18 protein-coding genes, 1 tRNA gene and 3 pseudogenes are annotated in these 21,989 nt (G+C 60.5%); 17 read left to right on the forward strand and 5 right to left on the reverse strand.

Annotated elements, in window-relative coordinates; all coding sequences use genetic code 11:
- Positions 1 to 103: 103 nt before the first annotated feature.
- The 4 genes and pseudogenes from JJJ17_RS13965 to JJJ17_RS13980 all read left to right on the forward strand — a co-directional run bounded on the left by JJJ17_RS13965 (position 104) and on the right by JJJ17_RS13980 (position 5,208).
- A complete protein-coding gene (locus JJJ17_RS13965) occupies positions 104 to 313 on the forward strand; it encodes a hypothetical protein (RefSeq protein ID WP_200687470.1) in 210 nt (69 codons plus the stop codon).
- A gap of 22 nt (positions 314 to 335) precedes the next feature.
- Complete coding sequence (locus JJJ17_RS13970) at positions 336 to 548, forward strand: hypothetical protein (protein WP_200687472.1); 213 nt, start codon at positions 336 to 338, stop codon at positions 546 to 548.
- Between the two features lie 285 nt (positions 549 to 833).
- A pseudogene (locus JJJ17_RS13975) lies at positions 834 to 1,031 on the forward strand (transposase); the annotation flags it as partial.
- Between the two features lie 55 nt (positions 1,032 to 1,086).
- Positions 1,087 to 5,208, forward strand: coding sequence for a hypothetical protein (locus tag JJJ17_RS13980; RefSeq protein ID WP_200687473.1), 4,122 nt, complete (start codon positions 1,087 to 1,089; stop codon positions 5,206 to 5,208).
- Positions 5,209 to 5,262: 54 nt separating this feature from the next.
- Here JJJ17_RS13980 and JJJ17_RS13985 read toward each other — a convergent pair.
- Positions 5,263 to 5,490 (reverse strand): annotated as a pseudogene (locus JJJ17_RS13985) (transposase); the annotation flags it as partial.
- 515 nt (positions 5,491 to 6,005) lie between these two features.
- Between JJJ17_RS13985 and JJJ17_RS13990 the strand changes: the two are divergent.
- The 3 genes and pseudogenes from JJJ17_RS13990 to JJJ17_RS14000 form a co-directional block, all read left to right on the forward strand.
- A pseudogene (locus JJJ17_RS13990) lies at positions 6,006 to 6,656 on the forward strand (IS5 family transposase); the annotation flags it as partial.
- A gap of 30 nt (positions 6,657 to 6,686) precedes the next feature.
- Positions 6,687 to 7,331 carry a hypothetical protein gene (locus JJJ17_RS13995; protein ID WP_200687717.1) on the forward strand — a complete coding sequence of 215 codons (645 nt, stop codon included), beginning with the start codon at positions 6,687 to 6,689 and terminating at the stop codon, positions 7,329 to 7,331.
- A gap of 156 nt (positions 7,332 to 7,487) precedes the next feature.
- Positions 7,488 to 7,967, forward strand: a complete 480-nt coding sequence (locus JJJ17_RS14000) for a hypothetical protein (protein WP_200687475.1) — start codon at positions 7,488 to 7,490, stop codon at positions 7,965 to 7,967.
- Positions 7,968 to 8,052: 85 nt separating this feature from the next.
- Here the strand turns inward: JJJ17_RS14000 and JJJ17_RS14005 are convergent, their stop codons facing one another.
- Positions 8,053 to 8,352 (reverse strand): hypothetical protein, encoded by a 300-nt coding sequence (locus JJJ17_RS14005; RefSeq protein ID WP_200687477.1) that lies wholly within the window; start codon positions 8,350 to 8,352, stop codon positions 8,053 to 8,055.
- A 105-nt stretch (positions 8,353 to 8,457) separates the two neighbouring features.
- A tRNA-Cys gene (locus tag JJJ17_RS14010) sits at positions 8,458 to 8,531 on the reverse strand.
- A 124-nt stretch (positions 8,532 to 8,655) separates the two neighbouring features.
- Between JJJ17_RS14010 and JJJ17_RS14015 the strand changes: the two genes are divergently transcribed.
- The 4 genes from JJJ17_RS14015 (at position 8,656) to cobT (ending at position 13,507) form a co-directional block, all read left to right on the forward strand.
- On the forward strand, positions 8,656 to 9,309 hold the full coding sequence (locus JJJ17_RS14015; RefSeq protein ID WP_200687479.1) for a protein-L-isoaspartate O-methyltransferase family protein: 654 nt from the start codon (positions 8,656 to 8,658) through the stop codon (positions 9,307 to 9,309).
- Positions 9,309 to 10,703: a TolC family outer membrane protein gene (locus JJJ17_RS14020; RefSeq protein WP_200687685.1), complete on the forward strand. Its 1,395-nt coding sequence runs from the start codon at positions 9,309 to 9,311 to the stop codon at positions 10,701 to 10,703. Before JJJ17_RS14015 ends, JJJ17_RS14020 begins: the two co-directional genes overlap by 1 nt.
- Positions 10,704 to 10,726: 23 nt before the next feature.
- Positions 10,727 to 11,524 (forward strand): hypothetical protein, encoded by a 798-nt coding sequence (locus JJJ17_RS14025; protein ID WP_200687481.1) that lies wholly within the window; start codon positions 10,727 to 10,729, stop codon positions 11,522 to 11,524.
- Positions 11,525 to 11,638: 114 nt separating this feature from the next.
- Positions 11,639 to 13,507 (forward strand): cobaltochelatase subunit CobT, encoded by a 1,869-nt coding sequence (cobT, locus tag JJJ17_RS14030; RefSeq protein ID WP_200687483.1) that lies wholly within the window; start codon positions 11,639 to 11,641, stop codon positions 13,505 to 13,507.
- Between the two features lie 40 nt (positions 13,508 to 13,547).
- On the opposite strand, the gene JJJ17_RS14035 is transcribed toward cobT, so the two are convergent.
- Together JJJ17_RS14035 and JJJ17_RS14040 are read right to left on the reverse strand one after the other, a co-directional pair.
- Positions 13,548 to 14,363 carry an NAD-dependent epimerase/dehydratase family protein gene (locus JJJ17_RS14035; protein WP_200687485.1) on the reverse strand — a complete coding sequence of 272 codons (816 nt, stop codon included), beginning with the start codon at positions 14,361 to 14,363 and terminating at the stop codon, positions 13,548 to 13,550.
- A complete protein-coding gene (locus JJJ17_RS14040; RefSeq protein ID WP_234464106.1) occupies positions 14,363 to 15,244 on the reverse strand; it encodes a glycosyltransferase in 882 nt (293 codons plus the stop codon). The genes JJJ17_RS14035 and JJJ17_RS14040 overlap by 1 nt, the downstream gene beginning before the upstream one ends.
- Positions 15,245 to 15,383: 139 nt before the next feature.
- Between JJJ17_RS14040 and JJJ17_RS14045 the strand changes: the two genes are divergently transcribed.
- The 6 genes from JJJ17_RS14045 to JJJ17_RS14070 all read left to right on the forward strand — a co-directional run bounded on the left by JJJ17_RS14045 (position 15,384) and on the right by JJJ17_RS14070 (position 21,987).
- The gene (locus tag JJJ17_RS14045) at positions 15,384 to 16,763 is read left to right on the forward strand and encodes an FAD-binding oxidoreductase (RefSeq protein ID WP_200687486.1); all 1,380 of its coding nucleotides are present in this window, start codon (positions 15,384 to 15,386) and stop codon (positions 16,761 to 16,763) included.
- 46 nt (positions 16,764 to 16,809) lie between these two features.
- The gene (locus tag JJJ17_RS14050; protein WP_200687488.1) at positions 16,810 to 17,079 is read left to right on the forward strand and encodes a hypothetical protein; all 270 of its coding nucleotides are present in this window, start codon (positions 16,810 to 16,812) and stop codon (positions 17,077 to 17,079) included.
- Positions 17,080 to 17,292: 213 nt separating this feature from the next.
- Positions 17,293 to 18,075, forward strand: a complete 783-nt coding sequence (locus JJJ17_RS14055) for a glycoside hydrolase family 25 protein (protein WP_200687490.1) — start codon at positions 17,293 to 17,295, stop codon at positions 18,073 to 18,075.
- Positions 18,048 to 18,710: a CPBP family intramembrane glutamic endopeptidase gene (locus JJJ17_RS14060; RefSeq protein WP_200687491.1), complete on the forward strand. Its 663-nt coding sequence runs from the start codon at positions 18,048 to 18,050 to the stop codon at positions 18,708 to 18,710. The genes JJJ17_RS14055 and JJJ17_RS14060 overlap by 28 nt, the downstream gene beginning before the upstream one ends.
- A gap of 68 nt (positions 18,711 to 18,778) precedes the next feature.
- Positions 18,779 to 20,554 (forward strand): aspartate--tRNA ligase, encoded by a 1,776-nt coding sequence (aspS, locus tag JJJ17_RS14065; protein ID WP_200687689.1) that lies wholly within the window; start codon positions 18,779 to 18,781, stop codon positions 20,552 to 20,554.
- Between the two features lie 74 nt (positions 20,555 to 20,628).
- Positions 20,629 to 21,987 carry a DUF1800 domain-containing protein gene (locus JJJ17_RS14070; protein ID WP_234464107.1) on the forward strand — a complete coding sequence of 453 codons (1,359 nt, stop codon included), beginning with the start codon at positions 20,629 to 20,631 and terminating at the stop codon, positions 21,985 to 21,987.
- Positions 21,988 to 21,989 lie beyond the last annotated feature (2 nt).

Below are 21,989 nucleotides of genomic sequence, written 5' to 3' on the forward strand. Positions count from 1 at the left end.
CTCTCCGAAATGAGTACAAAATTGACGGTCGTGCCACGACAACATTGCCCCGCATCACGGAAACGCCTAGCGTCCCCACTTTCACTGATCCGGGAGACGGCAAGTGGCTTTCATGATTCTCCACCTGAATGAACCCGGAAGGTCGCCAAGCAGAATAGCCTTAGCTGTCGAGCACATTATCTCGGTGCGGGAGACCGTTGACGACGCCGGCACCGAAATCAAGCTTTCTGACGGCACCATCATCAACGTCACTGAGCCTTACATGGTCATCGTCAACGATCTCGGCCATCTCGGGGTCAAGTTCGCTTCCTAGTAACACCAGACAAGGACGGCCTATGTTCATAGAAGTCACTCGCCTGTCATTTAATGTGCCGGGCCAAAAGGTCACCGTCAACGTCGAGCATATCATCTACTTGGAGCAAAAAGGCGAAGGGGCCGAAATATTGCTGAACAACCCGTATCAGCATGGGTCACATCTGCTTGCAGTGATCGAAAGCTATAACGAGGTGCAGCAGAGGATCGGTGCTGCAGGCGCGAAGTTCGGATGAGTGATGGCAGTTCCTCATCAGTCGGTTGATGTCTTGAAGCTCAGGATCAGTGCTGCCTTCTGTCACCAAGCAAATTCGCGGAACATACGGGCAACGGTGATCTCTATGCCTTCCTAACCTGCGATCCCAACTTCGAGGTGAAGGCCGTTCACCCGAAAGCGATGCCGGTGATCCCGACCGAGCCGGATGAGTGGGAGGCGTGGATAGGCGGCATCCTAGGACGTGTTGACAAAAGGGATTCCACTGATCGGCGTCCTGTGATTCAAGATCACCTCTACGTGGGAGATGAACTTGGCGCGCAACCAGATATCCGACGATGAATGGGCATTTTTTGAGGGCTTCAGTCGAGCCGTCCGGCATCAGAACGGGCGCAAGCCTGTGGACCATCGATTTGTTCTGGATGGCAATTTCTGGATAGCACGGATCGGTACGCCCTGGCGTGACCTGCCAGAGGAGTTTGCCAAGTGGTCGTCGGTCTATCAGACTGTGGCTCCTACATTTGTCAACATGACCTAAGTCCGCGTGGAATTAGTCAGTGTTGAGTAAAGCACCGCACACCTTCATGGCGCAATTTCGCTTGATGAGCATTTGCCTGCGCGCTGAGCTATTGATCGAATCAGATATTTTTGCAACAACGCCATTTCTGCGCTCTTCCGACGGGAAGAATTCGGAGATTATAGGCAGACGAGGAGGTTTTGATATGAACGTTTCGGCAACGGATAACCCGCAGAACAGGCCGCTGGAAAATCGCGCGAACCTTCCCGAAAAACCTATACTTTTGGCTACTACAGGCAAATCAAACGACAAACCGAATCCTGATAACGACAAAGATAAGAATATAGACAACGAGGGCGGAAAGACCCTTGGCGAAGATGATGTCCTGCCACCGCTGAATAACCTCGACCCCAAAAAGCAAAACGAGGACAAGATCACCTATCAATACGAGGGCAAGACTTACACGGTTGACCGTAACGAAACGCCGTTCAAACACTCGATCCTGGAAGGCAAGCTTCTGGGAACCGAAATCGACAAGACCGATAACAATGTCGAGGTGAAGGTTCCGCCCTCCAGCACCACCGACTTCATGGAAGCGAAGACCACCGAAGACGGTAAAACCGTCGGTGAGTTGTTCCACGACAACATGAAGAAGGAATGGGGTGATCTGGATCTGGACGATCCGCGCCGTCAGTATTTCGAACTGATGGAAGCCAAATCGGCGCTGGTCGCGGGTTACGACTACCTGCCGCATCAGGTCGAAAAGGATGCTTTCGCTTGGGACGGTGACACCAGCACCTATCTCAAAGATTCCGTTATCATGGATCAGGCCAGCACCTACGGCCTGCTGAAAGAAGAAGAGATCGCCGAAAAGCTGGCGACGCTTGCCGAAAAGCCTGAGATCGTCGAAGGCGTCGACAAGCTGATGCGCGATGCCACATCGAAGATCGAAGACAAGCGCGGTCTGACGGAAAACGTCTACGAGACGATGTCAGACGAAAAATACATGAAGATGCTGGAGGAGATGGATCCGGATGCCGCCAAGGTCCGCTTCGCCAACGACCTGAAGTCGCTTGACTTTCTGGACAAGGAAAAAGCGACCGATATCCGCAACAAGTTCCTTGATCAGGGTCTGGTTGATGAGTTGTCAAGTGTCCTCGAAAGCGGAGAATTCGATCCGGAATCGTTCGAGGTTGCGGTCAGCGATACCGTTCAGCAGGCATTGCAGGGCACGTTTTCATCCATCTTTGGCATCGGTTTTGCTGATAAAGCGGTCCAGAACTATCTCAAGGATGGCACAGGGAATCTCCCCGACGATATCAAGAAGGGCTTAGACAGCTATAAGGATGCAGTTAAGATCGCGAATAACGCGGTCAGTGACTCCTTCAAAGAACACAAGAAATTTGACATCAAAGATGTCACTTCACGCATCAATGAAGTGATCAAGGGAAACAACCCTGATGTTCCGAAAGGCGTCAGGAACGGCGCCGCCGCGCTGCTGAATGGCAGCCTGATGAACGGCGCGCTGCCTGCCGCTGGCGGGATGCTGGCAGGGACAGCGGCTGTCTATGGCCTGATGAAAAACAAGGGCGACACGCTGGAAGAGCGCATGGCTGCGGCCCGGGCTCTGCTCATCACGGTCGCGACTACACCTGCGCTGGCGCAGGCGGGCGCATCGGTCTGGGGAGCGGTCTTCGACAATCCCGGCATGACCAAGATGCTTGGCCTGGAAGACAACACCCAGCTACGTGAGGTGTTCGAGAAGCGCTTTACCAATGCCGGGAACAGCCCGGTTGATATCGAACTGGAGTCCCTGGATCCCGACCGCCCGTCTTCCGCAGGCTCTGAACGTCCGCCGGTGCTTGCATTGGATGACATCGAGATGGACGACTGGAGCAGGGGTCTGGTCAATGATCTGAACGGCGTCATCGACCGCGAAGGCGAGCGTGCGTTCTCTGTCACGATGAGTGATGTGGACGAGCGAATTTCCGACGTCGAAAGCGCCCGTGCCGAAAGTTTGGCAGCGACGCTAGATGACGCCAGTGATGCTAGTCGTCGTAGCATCGTTGGAACTATGGACAGCCGTGTGAGCTCGATAGGCCTTGATCCCAGCGACATGGACACCGCGAGCAAGTTGCGGATCGTCGGCAGTGTGATGGGCACGGTCGGCGGTCTGGCCGACCTGACCGGCGGTGTTCTGGACATCGCGTTGGGCGCAATGTCGATCGACAAGCTGATGAAGAATCCCGACGCGATGCCGGAAGAGTATGCAGGCGCCACGATGCAGCTTCTGGGCGGGGCCAGCATCGCCGGCATGGCTGGCACCAGCCTTGCCAGCATGATCGCGGGTCCGGCCACGGCGGCAACGCTGGGCGTCGTGTCAGGCGCGCTTGGCATCGCCGGGGTGGCCTTTGGCGGTATTTCCGCAATCATCGCAGGCGTTGTCGCCAAGAAGAAGCAAGACCAGAAGGCCGAGGATGTCCGTCAGGACTTCCGCGATTGGGGCACGCTTGGCGTGACCGAGGACAACTGGGGCGACAAGCTGAACTACACAATCCACGCCCGCCACGAATACAACTATCACCACGGCACAGCAGAATATTACGACCTCTACCCGGAAGGAAAACCGGTCTGGGAAGCGCGTCCCGAACAATACAAAGACTTCACCGACTATGTCAGCAAACATGGCAATGTCAGTGATGACTGGTTCGATAAATGGGACAAGAAACACGATCAGGAAATCGAAGATCAGGAGGGCACGAAAGACCCGTCAGGCCTGCCGCGCTTCGGCGATGAGGGCAAGCCCGGCACGTTCAAGGATTTCAAGCACGATGTTGATCGCGTCGATGTCGGCTCGATCGAGATGGCCGATGACGGCCGGGTCATCTTTGAAAAGGATGGCGTGAAGCAAGTGATCGATCCGCAGATCGGCGGCAAGGCCGGGGATAACGAACGCCGTCAGATCATCGACTACCTGAAGGATCTGTATCAGATCAGCCATCCGGGCGGGAAGAAAGATCAGGGCATCGTCGACAAGATCACCAAGCTGCACGACGAATCCGACAATTATAACGAGATCGACGATCTGAAGCGGGCGATCGACGATTCACAGCCGCCGCTGTTCGGCAAGGACGGGAACCGCAAGGTCGGCACCTTCAATGATTTCCGCGAAGACATCGACCGGGTCGATATCGGCTCGATCAAGCCGGATTCGAAAGACAGCAGCGTCATCTATTTTGAAAAAGACGGGCAGAAATGGCAGTTGGACAAGGATGACAGCGGCGAGCTTGGCGACAAGGAAGCTGAAAAAATCTACGACTATCTGAATAATCTGTATGTGATGACCCATCCAGACGGGAAAGCGGATCAGAAACTGATCAACCAGATTTCAGAACTGTTCGGCAAGTCTGACGATTACAATGATCTGGACGATCTGAAAGACGAGCTGGAACTGGACAAGGATTCCTCGGGTCTGCCGGTCTTCGGGGATGGCGGAAGTCCGGGGACGTTCGGTGATTTCAGGGAAGACATCGACCGCGTCGATGTCGGTTCGATCGAACTGGCGGAAGGCGGGCGCGTCATCTTTGAAAAGGATGGCGTCAAACAAGTCATCAACCCCTCTGACGGCACCGATGCTGATCAGAAGACCCGCAAAGAGATCATCCGCTATCTGGAAGGCCTGCACGATCTGGCAAGGCCCGATGGCAAGCTGGACGACGACCGGGTGAAGATGATGAACGACATCTTTGGGCGGACCGACAAATACAACGATCTGGATAAGATCCGGAACAAGATCGACATGGAGGAAAGCGCTGACGGGCTGCCCTTCTTCGGTGACGGCGGCAAGCCTGGCAAGTTTGGCGATTTCCGAGAAGATATAGATCGCGTCGATGTGGCCTCGATCGAGGTCCTGGATAATGGCAACGTCATTTTTGAAAAGGACGGCGTGAAGCAAGTCGTCTCTGTCAGCTACGGCGATGACGCAGGCAAGGGGACGCGCGAAGATATCGTGAAGTATCTGAAAGAACTTCACGAGATTGCCAATCCTGATGGAAAGTTCGATCAGCGGATCGCGGATGAGATGAACGATGTCTTCGGGCGGACCGACAAATACAACAAATCAGACAAGATCCGCGACTATATCGATAATGAGGATTGGCGATGAGGCCGAATATATCCGATTGAGAGCAAATCTCAGGCTCGACATGCTCGGCCTAGGTCATGTTGACAAATGGCGGAGCCATAGCCTGATGCAGGCGACGTCTACGAAGCCGAGGAAACTGTCTGCAGTTTTGTCGTAGCGGGTTGCCAGCCGGCGGCTGTTTTTCAGCTTGTTGAAGGAGCGCTCGACCATGTTGCGCAGGGTGTAGATGGTCATATTGACAGATTTACGCACCTTTCGGTTCTTTCGCATCGGGATCATTGGCAGGGCGTTGCGGCTTTCGATGAAGTTGGTTGCAACGCCATCGTGAAAGGGCTGGCGGGATAGATGCCAGCCCTCTATCAACACCTTTTGATTTCAAAGGCCATTTTTCAGACTACGAATCTGGGGGTCGGGCGTTCGAATCGCTCCGGGTCCGCCATTTAATTCAAAGGGTTAGCCAGAAACGGCTAGCCCTTTATGTGCTTCCTTGAATATCTGGGTAACGCCGGGGTATCGATCTAAGCTGCTGCGCGCGATTCAGGCTTCTGTAAGCTCCGATTAGATGGTTGTACGCTCTTACAAGATTGCCAATACACTAAGGTGTATTGATACATCGTGGCGAATCGCGAACGTAAGACGAGGCATAGATCTTGCACTGCTACGCGCGGGAAAATTGAAAGTATCTGCATTTGGTGGAATTTACTGAGAGCAGCAACGTTCACATTAAATAGTTAATGCGTTTTGTGATTTCCTTAGGCTCAGGACCCATTGATTTCAGACCTTTGGCATGATTCAGGCCTCGCAAGGAGACCTGAACGATGAGCAACCTTTACTGGCTGTCCGATGCCCAGATGGAGCGCCTCAAGCCTTTCCTTCCGAAGAGCCATGGCAAGCCCCGCGTCGATGATCGTCGCGTCCTGAGTGGCATAATCTTCATAAATCGCAATGGGTTGCGCTGGCGTGACGCGCCGAAGGAATACGGCCCGGCAAAGACACTCTACAACCGGTGGAAGCGTTGGAGTATCACAGGCAAAGCGCCAATGGTTCGAGCGTGCCTGTGATGAAGGGTGTCTTCGCCCGGATCATGGTGGGCCTGGCCACCGAGAGCGCCGAACACAAGACGATCATGATCGATGTCGAGCCGTGGCAGCGCCATTGGTTCGAGCGCCACGGCGAGGGTATCTCAAGGCACACCGCACGGCGTCGAGCCTGCGGGTCAAAAAGGGGGGCGTGAACGTCAGATCGGGCGGACCAAAGGTGGCATGAACACCAAATTGCACGCCGTCGCTGATGCAAAGGGGCGGCCGATCGGGTTCTTCATGTCGGCCGGTCAAGTCAGCGATTACACTGGTGCAGCGGCTCTGCTGGGCAGCCTGCCGAAGGCGGGGTAGCTGCTGGCCGACAGAGGCTATGACGCCGATTGGTTCAGAGCTGCCTTGAAAGACAAGGGGATAAAGGCCTGTACCCCCTTCATCGCAACTCCTCAGACGAGAAAAATCATGCAGAACAATGAATCTCTGGTGGTGCCGTTCTTCAAGACGGTTGCCGTTGAAAACCCGATTGCGAGCAAGCGCCAAGGGCGTCCGATCTTCAAGGACGTTGAGATGGTCGAAATTCGCATCGCAGGTGATCGCAACTTCGCCCCGACCTTTCCGGCAAAGTCGATGTGGAAGCGGGTGGATGGCGAGGAATTATCATATGCTGACCGCTGGCCCGAAGCATATGGCCGGTTCAAGCAAGGGCAAGAGCAGGTCGCACAGGGCACGCCGCTGTCGGAACTGCCGTTCCTGACCGAAGCGCGCCGCCAAGAACTGCGGATGCTGAAGGTCTATACCGCCGAGGCTCTGGCATCGCTGGACGGCAAGAACCTGACCAACCTTGGCCCGCAAGGCCGCGAGATGAAGGATCAGGCAACCGCCTATCTGGAACGCGCTGGTGGCTTGGCAATGGATATCGCTCTGCGCGAGGAACTGGCCGACCTGCGGGCGAAGCTGGCGGAAATGCAGGCGGAAAAGAAGCCCGAGCCGGATCAGGACGAGCGCGAGAGCCTGAAAGCACAGATCGCGGAAAAGACGGGCGCGCGGCCTCGCGGCAACCCGTCAGTTGATACGCTTCGCGACATGCTGGCCGATCTGGAGGCCTGACAATGGCTGTATTCGACGCCATCAAGAAAGCCGTCCTGCGCGCTGAAGGTGCGAACATTCAGGAGGCATAAGGGGATCAAGGAGGGCAGCGCGGCTTGGAACGCCGAGATGGAGCGGATGCAGCGCCAGAACACCGATGCGCGGCTGGCAACCATCATGGCGGGCGGTCAGGAACAGCAACGCATGGTCGATATGGCGCGTCAGGCGGCGCAGTTCGGCAATGATGCGATGCTGGGTCAATTCGGGGCACAGAACACGGCCCAACTGGCTGGCGCGCAATTCGGCAACGACGCACGCACGCAACAGGGCCTGTTCGGTCTGGGCGCGCAGCAGGCGGGCAATCAGGCAGCCATGCAGTCGGCGCAGTTCAACAACGCCGCGCGGTCGCAGGGACTGCAAGAGATGACCAACATCCGCAATCAGCCGATCAACGAGCTTAACAGCCTTCTGACTTCGTCGCAGGTGCAGGCTCCGAATTATACGTCAACGCCGCAGGTTGATGTTGGGAACACGAACGTTGCTGGCCTGATAAATCAAAACTACCAGCAACGGCTGGCCCAAAGCCAGAGCATGAACAACTCCCTAGGTGGTCTGTTCGGCCTTGCTATGAACCCACTCGGCGGCTTCTTCGGATAGGGTTCGCTGCGAGCATCCGCGTCGTCCAAGTCAGTGAACGAGTAGGTCATGCAGTATTCGTCGGACGCGATTTGGGTCCAGCGGGTCATGCGGCACCTGCCTTCCGCTCTGCGCGAGCCTGTTCGCCAGCAGCGGGAACCTCGCGCAGATAGTCCAGCGAAGGGTCAAGCGGATCGACAAGGGCGGAGAGGAATGCACGGGTTAGCGCGCCAACGGCCCCACCCTCGCAAAACGGATACTTTTCGTAGGCAGCCGCAGCATAAGAGCCAGCGAGTATCACGCGGTCGGTAAGCTCTTTCTGCGCGGACGTGATCGGTTTGCCGCTCATGAACGCCTCGTAGGCGGCCAACATTTCGGCTCCGGCTTTTTCGGCGGTGAGGGTCATGCGGCACCGCCGATCAGCGAGTCACGCTGCTGCGGAACAGAATGAATACAGAACGGGAATGTTGCCAGCCGTGTTGCCACGGCACTAGCCAATTTGGCTAAGCGTTGGAGGCGGGTACCGGAATCGAACCGGTCTTCACGGATTTGCAATCCGGTGCGTAACCTCTCCGCCAACCCGCCGCCGTCGAGAGTTGCAACCGGATAATGGATTGCCGCGCGCGTTGCAAGTCAGGAACGACCGCCGTTGCCCAGCCCGGTAAATCGTGTCAATAAGTCCGCAAGACAGGCCGCAGAGGTTCCCGAGATGACCGATTTCGCCGAACGGCGCACCATGATGGTGGATACGCAGGTCCGCCCGAACGATGTCACGAAATTCCCCGTGATCGAGGCGATGCTGACAATTCCGCGCGAAGATTTCGTGCCCGCGTCGCGTCGCGCCGTCGCCTATTCCGGCGAGAACCTTGATCTTGGACGCGGGCGGGTTCTGCTGGAGCCGCGGACGCTGGCCAAGATGGTTGATGCGCTGGACATCCAGCCCGGCGATCTGGTTCTCGATCTGGGCTGTGGCTACGGCTATTCGGCCGCCGTCGTGGCGCGGATGGCAGAGGCCGTCGTCGCGATCGAGGATGATGCCGAAATGGCCGCCGAAGCCGAAACCCGGCTGGCCGAGGCGGGCGTTTTCAATGTCGCCGTCCTGAACGCCGAACTGCCCGAGGGTGCGCCGGGGCAGGGGCCCTATGATGTGGTGCTGATCGAAGGCGCGGTCGAGGAAATTCCCTCGTCCATTGCCGATCAGTTGAAGGAAGGGGGGCGGATCGCCGCCCTGTTTAGCGAGGGGTCGCTTGGTGTCGCACGATTGGGGCAGAAGCTGAACGGCCGGATCAACTGGCGTTACGCCTTCAATGCCCATGCGCCCTTGCTGGCGGGCTTCAGCCGACAACGGGGGTTCTATCTGTGATCTCGTCCTTACGAAAACTGGCCGCTGCGACCATCCTCAGCATCGGCGTGGTGCTTCCCGCCCATGCAGATTCGCTGGCCGACGCCATGGTCGCGGCCTATCGTCACTCGGCGCTGATCGAACAGAACCGCGCCGTGCTGCGCGCCGCAGATGAGGATGTCGCCTCCGCAATCGCGCAACTGCGCCCGGTCCTTGAATGGGTAGCAGGTCATTCGGTGGCCCGAAACGAGACCTCAGCGGGACATTTGACGACCCGCACGACCTCGCTGGAACTGGCGGCAAGCATGCTGCTCTATGATTGGGGGCGCTCGCAGATCGCTATCGACGCCGCCAAAGAGCAGGTTCTTGCCACACGTCAGGCGCTGGTCGCGGTTGAGCAGGACATCATGCTGGCGGCAACCAGCGCATTCTTTGATGTTCGTTCGGCGACCGAGCAGGTGGCCCTGCAACAGAACTCTGTCGAGGTTCTGGGCCGCGAAAGACAGGCGGCTCAGGATCGTTTCGATGTCGGCGAAATCACCGTGACAGACGTGGCTTTGGCCGATGCACAGCTTGCTGCAACGCAGGCAAGTCTTGCTGTGGCTCAGGGCGACCTTGAGATTGCGCGCGAAAGTTATCTGGCAGCGACAGGCCGTCGCGCGACCAATCTGAGCGCGCCGCCGCCGCTGCCACAACTGCCCGCATCGGTTGACGCCGCGCGTGAGATTGCACAGCGTAACCACCCGCTGATCAAGCAGGCGCAGCGTCAGGCGGCGGCTGCAGAATTGGCGGTCGCGGGTGCTGCGGCGGACCGCAATCCGACATTGTCTGGATCTCTCAGAGCAGGTGTTTCCCGCGGCTTTGATCAGAGTTCGCAAGACTATGACACCCGCGATAATGCCGCTCTGTCGCTCGAGATGAGGCAGACCATCTATTCCGGAGGCCGGTTGCCCTCTGCGCATCGCAAGGCGATGGCGCAGCGCGATCAGGCGCGTTCGGCGCTTTTGAACCTGTCGCGTCAGGTCAGTCAGCGTGTCGGAGAAACCTGGGCCAATATTGCGGTCGCGCGTGCTCAGATCAGCGCGATCGATGAGCAGATTTCGGCTGCGCAACAGGCCTATGACGGCGTTCGCGAAGAGGCGCTTTTGGGCGCGCGGACGACGCTGGACGTGCTGGATGCCGAGCAATCTCTGCTTGAGGCGCGCGCCGACAAGATCTCGGCTGAAGCCCAGTTGCAATTAGCACATTATCAACTTCTCTCCGCTATGGGTTTGTTGACGGTAGAACACCTGAAACTGGGGATTCCCACATATGACCCTTCGCAATACTACAATGCCGTGCGCGACGCGCCGCATACCAGCAAGCAGGGCCGCGATCTTGATCGCGTGCTGCGGGCAATCGGTCAGGACAACTGATCTTAGCGAAAAGCGGGGGCGTCATGATTGACCCCCGCTTTTCTTCCGCCTCGCGCCTTTCCGAAGACATTGGTGACGTCCTGTCCGCGATCCGCCGCATGATCGCCGAAGACGAAGCGCTTATCGCTGCCCGTGACCGTCTGTCAGAAGGCAGCAAGGTTGATGGTCCGTTTTGGCGGGATACCGTTGCCGCGGAAGAGGTTCTGAATGGCGCCGCGACCGAGCAGGCAGAGATCATCCCGCTGGCGCCGCTTCGCCTTGAAACCCCGGTTGTGTCCGATGATCCGCTGACTGTGCCTGATGGGGCGACACATCAGTTCGAAGCGCTGGTCGATCTGGAAGAGGACGATTTCGCCGAAGCCTTCGATTGGAAGCAGCGGATGCGGCCCGAAATGATCCGTCCGGTTCTTGTGCCGCCAGTGGTTCAAGATCCTGTGCCGTCTGCCCCGGAAGAGCTGGGGATGGCCGAGGCCGTGCCTCTGCTACCGAAGATTGAAGACATCGAGCCGTTGAACCGGCATCTGGCGATGTTCTCTCTGCCTTGGCGGCAAGTCACCACCGGCGCAAATCTGGACCATATGCCACAGGTCGCACCGACCGAGGATAAGGTTTCGCCGGTTACGGCAAGCGCCGACATTGCGTTGGACAAAGCGGTTCGCGAGCCGACGGAGCTGCAGGCGGAAATGATCCGCAAGATGGTCCGGTCGATGGTCCGCGATGAATTGCATGGCAGTCTTGGCGAGCGCTTTTCCCATAATCTTCACGCGGTGATCCGCCGCGAAATCGCAACTGCGATCGACGAACATCTGACATTCCGCTGACCGTGGACGCCTGATCGGGGCGGGGGCGGGTGGTGCGTCTTTCTCAAGCGATCTTCGCGCGGGAAGCATCGACTTGCCCTTGCTCCGCGCGGCGGGCGGTGGTCTATGGAGGGTATGAAAAAGTCTGACAACCCCGCCGATCCTTTCAAGAAAGCATTGTCCGAGGCGACTCGTGCGCTGGCGGATGATCGTGACCTGAACGTGACCTTCAGCGCCGATCCGGCCGGGGTCACGGGCGACACGATGCGGCTGCCGCAGATCAGTCGCCGGATGAGCCGCGACGAGATTCTGATGGCGCGGGGCACGGCGGATGCGTTGGCGATGCGGCTGCGCCATCACGATGCGGCGACGCATTCGAAATTCGCACCCTCGGGGCCGATGGCGCGCGAGCTTTACGAGGCGCTGGAAACGGCGCGCTGCGAAGCGCTTGGTGCGCGTGACATGCCGGGGGCGCTGTCGAATATCGACGCGCGGATCGGGGCCGATGCCGAGAAGAAGGGCTATGCCCAGATCAAGACGCCGTCGGATGCGCCCTTGTCCGTCGCTGCGGGTTATCTGGTGCGTCAGGCGGCGACAGGGCGCGCGCTTCCGCAGGCGGCGCAGCATGTGGCCGATTTGTGGCGTCCATTCGTCGAAAGTCAGGCTGGCGACGCGCTGGCCGGAGTGAACGAGGTTCTGGCCGATCAATCGGCCTTCGCGCGGTTGTCGCGGCGGGTGATCAGCGATCTGGGCTATGGCGACCAGCTTGGCGACGATCCCGATGAGCCCGAGGATGACGACTCGGACGAGAATGCCGAGCAGGATGAGGAAGCGGGCGACAACCAGTCGCGCGATCAGGATGACGGCGAGGACGCGGAAGCCTCGCCCGAGCGTAGTCAGGAGCAGCAGCAGGACGAGCGGCAAGCTCAGGTCAGCATGGATGACCAGTCCGAGGATGAGATGAGCGACGAGGCCGAGATGCCAGAGGCGGACACGCCCCCGGACATCCCGCCGCCGGTCAGCGACGCCTCGCCCGATTACAAGGTATTCACGCAGAACTGGGACGAAGAGATCAAGGCCGAGGATCTGGCCGATCCCGCCGAGTTGGAGCGTTTGCGCGCCTATCTGGACAAGCAGCTTGAGCCGTTGCGCGGCGCGGTGAGCCGATTGGCCAACAAGTTGCAGCGCCGCTTGCAGGCGCAGCAGAACCGAAGCTGGGAGTTCGACAAGGAAGAGGGGGTTCTGGATGCCGGGCGTCTGGCCCGCGTGGTCGCGAACCCGACCATGCCCCTGAGCTTCAAGGTCGAAAAGGACACCGAGTTTCGCGATACGGTGGTGACGCTGCTGATCGACAATTCCGGGTCGATGCGGGGCAGGCCGATCTCGATTGCGGCCATCTGCGCCGATGTTCTGGCCCGGACGCTGGAGCGGTCAAGCGTGAAGGTTGAGATTCTGGGCTTTACCACGCGCGCCTGGAAGGGCGGGCAGGCACGGGAATTGTGGCTGCAGAACGGGCGTCCGGCCAGTCCGGGGCGGCTGAACGATTTGCGCCATATCATCTACAAGGGCGCCGATGCGCCCTGGCGGCGGGTGCGGCCCAATCTGGGTTTGATGATGAAAGAGGGCCTGCTGAAGGAAAACATCGATGGTGAGGCGCTTGAATGGGCGCATCGTCGGCTGATCCGGCGCACAGAGCAGCGCAAGATTCTGATGGTGATCTCGGACGGTGCGCCGGTGGACGATTCGACCCTGTCGGTCAATCCGGCGAATTATCTGGAGAAGCACCTGCGTGACGTGATCACCATGGTCGAGCGCAAGAAGCTGGTCGAGTTGCTGGCTATCGGGATCGGCCATGACGTGACGCGTTATTACGAGCGTGCGGTCACGATCACGGATGCCGAGCAGCTTGCCGGGGCGATGACCGAGCAATTGGCGGCGCTGTTCGATAGTGATCCGCGCAAGCGTGCGCGTGTGTTGGGTATGGCGGCGATGAGGCGCGCCTGACATTGCATTCCGACGTGGCGGCCTGCCACGAGGGATATTTTCATGAAGAAGAAAGCAAATCGGGCAGCGTTGCGCGCAGTTTCGCCATGCCGCCCGGTTGCCAGCCAAGATCGTGGAGGCGCTGGCAGGACTGGACCTTGAGCGGGGTCGGGTCGGCGCGGGCGGGCAGGGGGTGCGATGAGCCGGTGAGCGACCGGACCTCTGCCAGCAGATCGTGGCGATCCAGCGTCAGGTCGCTGGCGTTGACCGCGTCAGGAAGTTTGCTTGTGCCAAGAAGCAGCAGGATCGCAGTTGCGAGATCGTCGCCGTGAAGCTCGGTCGCGATGCGGGGAGGTATCGGGCGTCCGGCGAGGTAGTCGTTGAAAAGCCCGTGCCATTTATGGCCGCGACCGGGGCCATAGATGCCCGTCGCTCGGATCGAGCAGGTCGGCAGCGGCATAGCCGTCAGATATGCCTCGGCTTCGGCCTTGATCTGGCCGTAGAGATTGGCGGGGCGGGGTGGAAGGTCGTCGGGAAGCGTCGTACCTTCCGGGTAGCCGTCATGGACCGCGCGGGATGAGAGGAACAGGATACGCCCGACGCCGTCACGGTGCGCGGCATCGAATAGCGTTTTGCTGCCGTCGAGGTTCAGGCGGGTGAAACTGTCGGCATCGTCGCCTTCGCCGCCGCGATAGCGACCCGGCAGATGGGCGAAGGCGCTGTGGATCAGGGCGTCGTGACCTGTCAGATCGGGGCTGTCGCCGAGGTGATAGCCGGTGGCGCGGTCAAGTGCCGCGACCTGATGACCTGCCGCCCGTAATCCGCGCAGGATGAAGCCGCCGACGATGCCCGTCGCGCCAGTCAGGGCGATGCGCATCAGGCTGCCGGACGCTCCTGCGCCATCAGGTCGGGGACTGGCTGACCGGACGCGACCGAACGCCACAGATCGATCAACGGGCGCACCAGATGCGCCTTGTCATGGTTCTGCCACGGCTTCTCATACTGGAAATGAAGGATGCGGATGTCTTTCCAGCTCCACAGGGCCGGCAGCTTGAACCAGACATACTGCATCGTGTTGTGGTGGATCGAAAGACCGTGCCAGTCGGGGAAATAGGTCTCAAGGAAGGTCTGGTCGGTGCGCCGCCAGAAGACGCCGGGGCGGTCAAGTTCGGCCAGCATGTCGCGATAGGTTTCAGGGTTCGGGCGCGCGGTGAAGACGCCGGAGTTCATCCGGTGAAAGCCGTCCAGCCCTTCATAGACGTTCGGCGCGGCACAGAATTCGGGCATCTCGAACAGCTTCTCGACCTCGCGCAGCACGATCGCATCGGCATCGATGAAGACGCAGCGGTCGTAATCAAGCTGCCACAGCCGTAATTTGACGAAGTTCTCCAGCGGAGTGTGGAAATCGGGCTTGGCGCCGCGGGTGAAGGCAGCGCGGGCGTGCAGTTCCTCGCGCGCATGAGCCTTGTCGAAGGCGGCTGAGGTCGGCAGCAGATCGGCGGCGATCAGCCGCGCGCCAAGTGCTTTCAGCCGGGCTTTCTGCGCGGGTTCGATGGTGCGGTGCAGCACGACCAGATCGGCCTTGGTGCCGGTGAGGTTCAGCGACCGCAGCAACGCCTCGGCGCCCACGACATAATCGGGATTGCTGACCAGCGTGACATAGGCGTGATCGCTGCGGGCCGGGCCATCGGCGATCAGGCCGTCGGGCAGGCTCGCGCGCGCGCGCATCGGAGAAGAGTTCAGCGACGAGGGTTCCATATTCGCTCCTGCACGGTTTGAAGCCTTCCGGTCGGACATATATGACGTCATGATCGTGATGCTGTGATGACAGAACGCCGAAGGGTTTGCCAAGGATCCCATGTGCGTCAAGTCATTGAGAATAAGCGGAGTATTGCCGATGTCTTTGCCCGAAAACCTGCGCAATCGACTGTGCGACCTGTTGGGCGACCGCCTGTCCGAGGGCGCTGCCGACCGTGATCACCATGCGCAATCCGAAAGCTTCCACCGGGCGCCACCGCCGGATGCCGTCGCATGGCCTGAAACCACGCAGGAAGTCTCGGCGATCCTTGCCGCATGCGATGAAGTCGGGGTTCCGGTGATCGCATGGGGGGCGGGCACCTCGCTGGAGGGGCACGCTTTGGCGGTCAGGGGCGGGCTGACGTTGGATTTCGGGCGGATGGATCGGGTGCTGGAGGTCCGGCCCGAGGATATGACCGTCTCGATCCAGCCCGGCGTCACACGAGAGGCGCTGAATCAGGAATTGCGGGCGACGGGGTTGTTCTTTTCGGTCGATCCGGGCGCGAATGCCAGCCTTGGCGGGATGGCCGCGACAAGGGCCAGCGGCACGACTGCGGTGCGCTATGGCACCATGCGCGACAACGTGCTGGCGTTGGAGGTGGTTCTTGCCGACGGGCGGATCATCCGCACCGGCACGCGCGCGGCGAAATCCAGCGCAGGTTACGACCTGACCGCGCTGTTCGTCGGGTCCGAGGGCACGTTGGGCATCATCACCGAACTGACCTTGCGTCTGCATGGTCAGCCCGAACAGGTTGCCGCTGCCGTCTGCGCCTTCGACGATCTGGACCGGGCCGTCGAATGTGTCAGCACGACGATCCAGTCGGGCATTCCGATGGCGCGGATCGAATTCGTCGATGCCGCCACGGCGCGGGCCTTCAATGGCTATGCCGGGGCCAGCCTGCCGGAACTGCCGCATCTGATGGTTGAATTTCACGGCTCTCCCGGTGCTGTGCGCGAGGATGCCGAGCGGTTTGGCGAGATCGCAGCCGATTACGGCGCGAAGGGTTTCGACTGGGCAACCACGCCCGAGGATCGCGCCCGGTTGTGGCGGATGCGGCATGGTGCTTATCACGCCTGCCTGTCGCTGAGGCCGGGTGCCTCGGGGGTGCTGACGGATATCTGCGTGCCGATGTCAGAACTGCCCGCTGCGGTTCACGCCGCCGCCGAGGATATCGCGGCCAATGGCTTCATCGGTCCGATTGTGGGCCATGTCGGCGATGGCAATTTCCACTCGATCCTGCTGGTCGATCCCGGCGACGAGGCCGAGGTGGCCCGCGCAAAAGAGGTCGCGTTTCGTATGGCCGAGCGTGCGCTGGCCGTCGGCGGCACGATTACCGGCGAGCATGGAGTTGGCTTGGGCAAGCGCGCGTTGATGCCCGCTCAGCATGGCGAGGCGTGGCAGGTGATGGGCGCGATCAAGGCCGCTTTGGACCCGCGCGATACGCTGAACCCCGGCAAGCTGGTGCCGGATCGGAACTGATTCGCGGCGCTGCCGTTGGGTTCGGGCAACCGAAAGGGAAAGCGCCATGTCCAGCAATGAACCGAATGTGCCGCAAGAGGCGCGCCGCCACCGGCCCGCGATCATCGCCATCGTGATCGCGCTGGTCGTCGCGGTGCTGGCCTTTCTGATTCTCAGCCCCGGAGCGGATGAGCAGAACGACGGCATCGCCACGACCGAGCCGCCCGCCGGAACCACCCTGACGCCCGCAGAAGGCACTGATGGTGCAGCAGAACCTCAGATTGCGCCCGATGATGCGGCACCGACCGATCAAGAGACGGCACCCGCCACGAACTGAGCTTTCCAGCATCGACGACGGATTTAGCCCGGCCTTTTCGAAGGCCGGGTTTTGCATTTGCGACACCCCTTTCGACACGCCCTTTGCGCCGGTTCGCCCAATCAGATCATGACGCAGACGTGAGCGTCACGGCCCGGTGACTTTTGCTCACGTCTTTGCGATAACCAGTGTTAAGGCGCGGAAAGCGTCATCGGGCAGACGATCGAGGACAGGATGCGAATTTTCACGAAATTTCTGCTGGGGTTCATGCTGGTGCTGGCGGTTGCCTGCGCCCGGACTCCGGCGCGGGGGCCGGCACCGGGGCCGGGGGCCAATCCGCAACTGGGCGATTCACAGCCCCATGCATGGTCGTCGGGCAGCCCCTACGGCCATCAGGTCCACGGGATCGATATTTCCCGCTGGCAGGGCCATATCGACTGGAATCAGGTGCGCGGGGCCGGGATCAGCTTCGCCTTCATCAAATCGACCGAAGGCGCCGATCACAGCGATCCGAACTTCCAGCGCTACTGGCGCGAGGCGGCGAATGCGCGCATCCCGCGCGGCGCCTATCACTATTACTACTTCTGCCGTTCAGGCGCGGAACAGGCCGCATGGTTCATCCGCAACGTCCCGCGCGAGATCGGTTCGCTGCCGCCGGTGATCGATCTGGAATGGACCAATTCGCGGACCTGTCCGCGCCGTCCGCCCCCGCAAGAGGTGAAACGGGAAGCGTCGATCTTTATGGATATCGTGGGCCGCCACTATGGACAGCGTCCGATCATTTACACGACGGTCGATTTCTACAGGGATAACCAGTTGGGCGACATGCGGGCCGAATTCTGGCTGCGTTCGGTCGCGGATCATCCGCGCGTGCGTTATCCGGGCCAGCGTTGGGCCTTCTGGCAATATACCGGAACCGGCATCGTGCCGGGGATCCGGGGCGATGTGGACCTGAACGCCTTCGCGGGGTCCAGGGCGGATTGGGCAAGATGGTTGCAGACGCGACTGACACGTTAAGATCAAACCTCTGGCTGAGGATCGAGTTCGCGGCGCTCTATATCGGGGCGCCGCTGGCTATTGCGCTGTTTCTGCCGCCGCGGCAGATGTTCAGCGCGCTGTTTCTGTTCACCATCGCTGGCCTGTTGCTGCTGTGGCGAACCGGCAGGTTCGACTGGCGCACGCTGGTTCGCGGGTGGAGCAGGGTCGGCTGGCTTTTCGCCGCGCTTTTCACCCTCGCGGTCGGGGTTTTCGGCTACAGCCTGATGAGCGCCACGAATGCCGACTATATTCTTGAGCCGACACCCGCCCGCCTGCGTTTTCTGGGGGTGATCTGGGTGCTTTACCCGCTGCTCTCGGCGCTGCCGCAGGAGCTGATCTTCCGGGCGCTGTTCTTCCACCGCTACGGCTCGCTGTTTCACGAACCGCGCATCGCAATTCTGGCGAATGCTGCGATCTTCAGCTTCGCGCATCTGATGTATTGGAGCCTCGTCGTCAGCATCATGACCTTTGTCGGCGGGCTGATCTTTGCGCTGGCCTATCGCTGGCGCGGCTTTGCATCGGCCTGGGTGTTGCATGCGCTGGCGGGCAATATGCTGTTCTCGGTCGGGATGGGCTATTATTTCTGGTCCGGCAACGTCGTGCGCCCCTTCTGAGCGGTTGACTTCCGGCCCATCCCGCGCTTGATGCGTGCCGGAACAAGAGGCCCGGAAGGGGAATGATGATGCACGCCTATCGCAGCCATACCTGCGGCGATCTGACCGCCGCCAATGCCGGTGAAACCGTCCGTTTGTCGGGTTGGGTCCACCGCGTGCGCGACCACGGCGGCGTGCTGTTCGTTGATCTTCGCGACCATTACGGCATGACGCAGGTGCTGGCCGACAGCGACAGCCCGGTCTTTGCCACGATGGAGAAGCTGCGCGCCGAAACGGTGATCCGTATCGATGGCCGGGTGAAACTGCGCGATGCCTCGCTGGTGAACCCGAAGCTGCCCACCGGCGAGATCGAGGTTTATGCGACCGATCTGGAAGTGCTTGGCCCCTCAGACGAGCTGCCGCTGCCGATCTTCGGCGATCTGGACTACCCCGAGGAAACGCGCCTGACCTATCGCTTCCTCGATCTGCGCCGCGAGTCGCTGCACAACAACATCATGCTGCGGTCCAAGGTGATCCGCAGCTTGCGCAACCGCATGTGGGACACCGGCTTTACCGAGTTTCAGACGCCGATCATCACCGCATCCTCGCCCGAAGGCGCGCGCGATTTCCTTGTCCCCTCGCGTCTGCATCCGGGCAAATTCTACGCGCTGCCGCAGGCACCGCAGCAGTTCAAGCAGTTGATCATGGTTGCGGGCTTCGACCGCTATTTCCAGATCGCCCCCTGCTTCCGCGACGAAGATCCGCGCGCCGACCGCTCGCCCACCGATTTCTATCAACTCGACCTCGAAATGTCCTTTGTCGAGCAGGAAGATGTTTTCGCCGCGATCCAGCCGGTCATTCAGGGCCTGTTCGAGGAATTCGGCGGCGGTCGCGCCGTCGATGCCGACTGGCCGCGCATTCCCTATGCGGTGTCGATGCAGAAGTACGGCAGCGACAAGCCCGATCTGCGCAACCCGATCGAGATGCAGGACGTATCGGATCATTTCCGCGGCTCCGGCTTCGGCATCTTCGCCAAACTGCTGGAACAGGACGGGACCGAGGTTCGCGCCATTCCCGCCCCGACCGGTGGCAGCCGCAAATTCGCCGACCGGATGAACGCTTATGCCCAGAAAGAGGGTCTGCCCGGCATGGGCTATATCTTCTGGCGCAAGGCCGAGGATGGCTCGACCGAGGCTGCTGGCCCGATTGCCAAGGCGCTCGGCGCCGAGCCGACAGAGGCGATCCGCGCCCAGCTTGGCCTTGGCGAAGGCGATGCGGCCTTCTTCCTTGGCGGCAAGCCCGAGCATTTCGAGGCCGTCGCCGGTCGTGCCCGCAATGAAATCGGGCGCGAGCTTGGGTTGACCGACGAGAACCAGTTCAAATTCGCCTGGATCGTCGATTTCCCGATGTATGAGAAAACCGACGACGGCAAGATCGACTTCAGCCACAACCCGTTCTCGATGCCGCAGGGCGGGCTGGACGCGCTGAACGGCGATCCGCTGACGGTGAAGGGTTATCAATATGACCTCGCCTGCAACGGCTATGAGCTGATCTCGGGCGCGATCCGGAACCACAAGCCGGAGATCATGTTCAAGGCGTTCGAACTGGCGGGCTACCCGGCATCCGAGGTCGAGAAGCGCTTTGGCGGCATGGTCAAGGCCTTCCGCTATGGCGCGCCGCCGCACGGGGGCTGCGCTGCGGGGATCGACCGGATCGTGATGCTGCTGGCGGATGAACAGAACATCCGCGAAGTGATCATGTTCCCGATGAACCAGCGCGCGGAAGACCTGATGATGGGCGCACCGTCCGAGCCGCTGAACGAACAGCTTCGCGAATTGCGCCTTCGGGTCTTGCCGAAAGAGTGATCTGACACCGACTCGCCCGCTATGGCATAAACCCCGTGAGGAATGATTTTCTCGCGGGACAAGCCAGAGGGCTGATGTTGGACTATTCCAAACTTGCCGCGATCCGGCTGGGTTACGGGCTGTCGCCAGTGATCGAATCGCCTGCCGACCCGCAGGCTTTGGTCGCGACTGTGGCTGAGGCCGGGCCGAAATCGGGCGATATAACCATGGATGTTGCGCGTCAGGTGCAGCTTCAGGTGAAGGCGATCCGGGACGAGAACGCCGATGACCGGCTGGAACAGCAGCGCGCGTTGAGCCGCGAGACGCTGACACGCGGGGCGCGTCAGGTGAAACGCCGCCTTGCCCGCGCGGTCCGTGATCCCGGCGGTTTCGGTGAGCGGCTGGTGCAGTTCTGGGCGGACCACTTTACCGTGCGCGCGGGCAACGGGATCGAGACGCTGACCTCATCCGCCATGGTGACCGAGGCGATCCGCCCGCATATCACCGGCAAATTCGGTGACATGATGTTTGCCGCCGAAACGCATCCGGCGATGGTCTTGTATCTGGATCAGCAACGCTCGGTCGGGCCGAATTCGAGGGCGGCGCAGCGCGCGCCTAACCGCAATCTGGGCCTGAACGAAAACCTTGCGCGCGAAATGATTGAACTGCATTCGCTGGGCGTCACCGCCGACTATTCGCAAGAGGATGTGCGCGAACTGGCCAGCCTTCTGACCGGGCTTTACTATGATCCCGCCTCGCCGCGCATCTTCCTTCCCGGACGCGCCGAGCCGGGGGCAGAGACGGTGCTGGGCGTTGACTATGGCGGCGAGGAACCGGCGCGGCTGGAAGATATCCGCGCCGTCATCGCGCATCTCGCCGCGCATGAGGCGACGGCGGCCCATATCGCCCGCAAGATGGCGGTTCATTTCATCGCCGACGACCCGCCGCAACCGCTTGTCGATCGTTTGACCCGGGTTTTCGCGGATACCGAGGGCGACCTTGCGGCGATGAACCTGACCCTTGCCGAAGCCCCCGAGCTTGAGACGCATCTGCGGCAGAAGGTTCGCCAACCGCTTGATTTCATGGTCGCTTCGCTTCGCGCCATCGGGCTTGATGGCCCGGACGTGATGGCCTTGACCGAGCAGGAGGTGCGGGGCTGGCTGATGCGCGGTCTGACCGCGATGGGCCAGCCATGGAGCCAGCCGCGCGGGCCTGACGGCTGGCCGGAAGAGGCGCAGGCATGGGCGACGCCGCAGGGCATCGCCGCGCGGACCGACTGGATCATCCGGCAGTTGCCACGCCTGCGCAAGGATATGCCCGATCCGCGTGATTTGATGCACGCAGCCTTTGGCGATGCCGCGTCCGAGGCGCTGCAATGGGCCGTCCCCAAGGCTGAGAATGCGCGCGAAGGTATCGCCGTGGTTCTGGCCTCGGCCGAATTCAACCGGAGGTGACA

The organism is Paracoccus caeni (assembly GCF_016629665.1).
Classification (GTDB): Bacteria; Pseudomonadota; Alphaproteobacteria; order Rhodobacterales; family Rhodobacteraceae; genus Paracoccus; species Paracoccus caeni.

Bases quoted from the DNA above. Each gene is read 5' to 3' on its own strand.
- JJJ17_RS13970 (WP_200687472.1), top strand. From the start codon at position 336: ATGTTCATAGAAGTCACTCGCCTGTCATTTAATGTGCCGGGCCAAAAG.
- JJJ17_RS13995 (WP_200687717.1), top strand. From the start codon at position 6,687: ATGCAGAACAATGAATCTCTGGTGGTGCCGTTCTTCAAGACGGTTGCC.
- JJJ17_RS14000 (WP_200687475.1), top strand. From the start codon at position 7,488: ATGGCGGGCGGTCAGGAACAGCAACGCATGGTCGATATGGCGCGTCAG.
- JJJ17_RS14005 (WP_200687477.1), bottom strand. From the start codon at position 8,352: ATGACCCTCACCGCCGAAAAAGCCGGAGCCGAAATGTTGGCCGCCTAC.
- JJJ17_RS14015 (WP_200687479.1), top strand. From the start codon at position 8,656: ATGACCGATTTCGCCGAACGGCGCACCATGATGGTGGATACGCAGGTC.
- JJJ17_RS14025 (WP_200687481.1), top strand. From the start codon at position 10,727: ATGATTGACCCCCGCTTTTCTTCCGCCTCGCGCCTTTCCGAAGACATT.
- cobT (WP_200687483.1), top strand. From the start codon at position 11,639: ATGAAAAAGTCTGACAACCCCGCCGATCCTTTCAAGAAAGCATTGTCC.
- JJJ17_RS14035 (WP_200687485.1), bottom strand. From the start codon at position 14,363: ATGCGCATCGCCCTGACTGGCGCGACGGGCATCGTCGGCGGCTTCATC.
- JJJ17_RS14040 (WP_234464106.1), bottom strand. From the start codon at position 15,244: ATGGAACCCTCGTCGCTGAACTCTTCTCCGATGCGCGCGCGCGCGAGC.
- JJJ17_RS14045 (WP_200687486.1), top strand. From the start codon at position 15,384: ATGTCTTTGCCCGAAAACCTGCGCAATCGACTGTGCGACCTGTTGGGC.
- JJJ17_RS14050 (WP_200687488.1), top strand. From the start codon at position 16,810: ATGTCCAGCAATGAACCGAATGTGCCGCAAGAGGCGCGCCGCCACCGG.
- JJJ17_RS14055 (WP_200687490.1), top strand. From the start codon at position 17,293: ATGCGAATTTTCACGAAATTTCTGCTGGGGTTCATGCTGGTGCTGGCG.
- JJJ17_RS14060 (WP_200687491.1), top strand. From the start codon at position 18,048: ATGGTTGCAGACGCGACTGACACGTTAAGATCAAACCTCTGGCTGAGG.
- aspS (WP_200687689.1), top strand. From the start codon at position 18,779: ATGCACGCCTATCGCAGCCATACCTGCGGCGATCTGACCGCCGCCAAT.
- JJJ17_RS14070 (WP_234464107.1), top strand. From the start codon at position 20,629: ATGTTGGACTATTCCAAACTTGCCGCGATCCGGCTGGGTTACGGGCTG.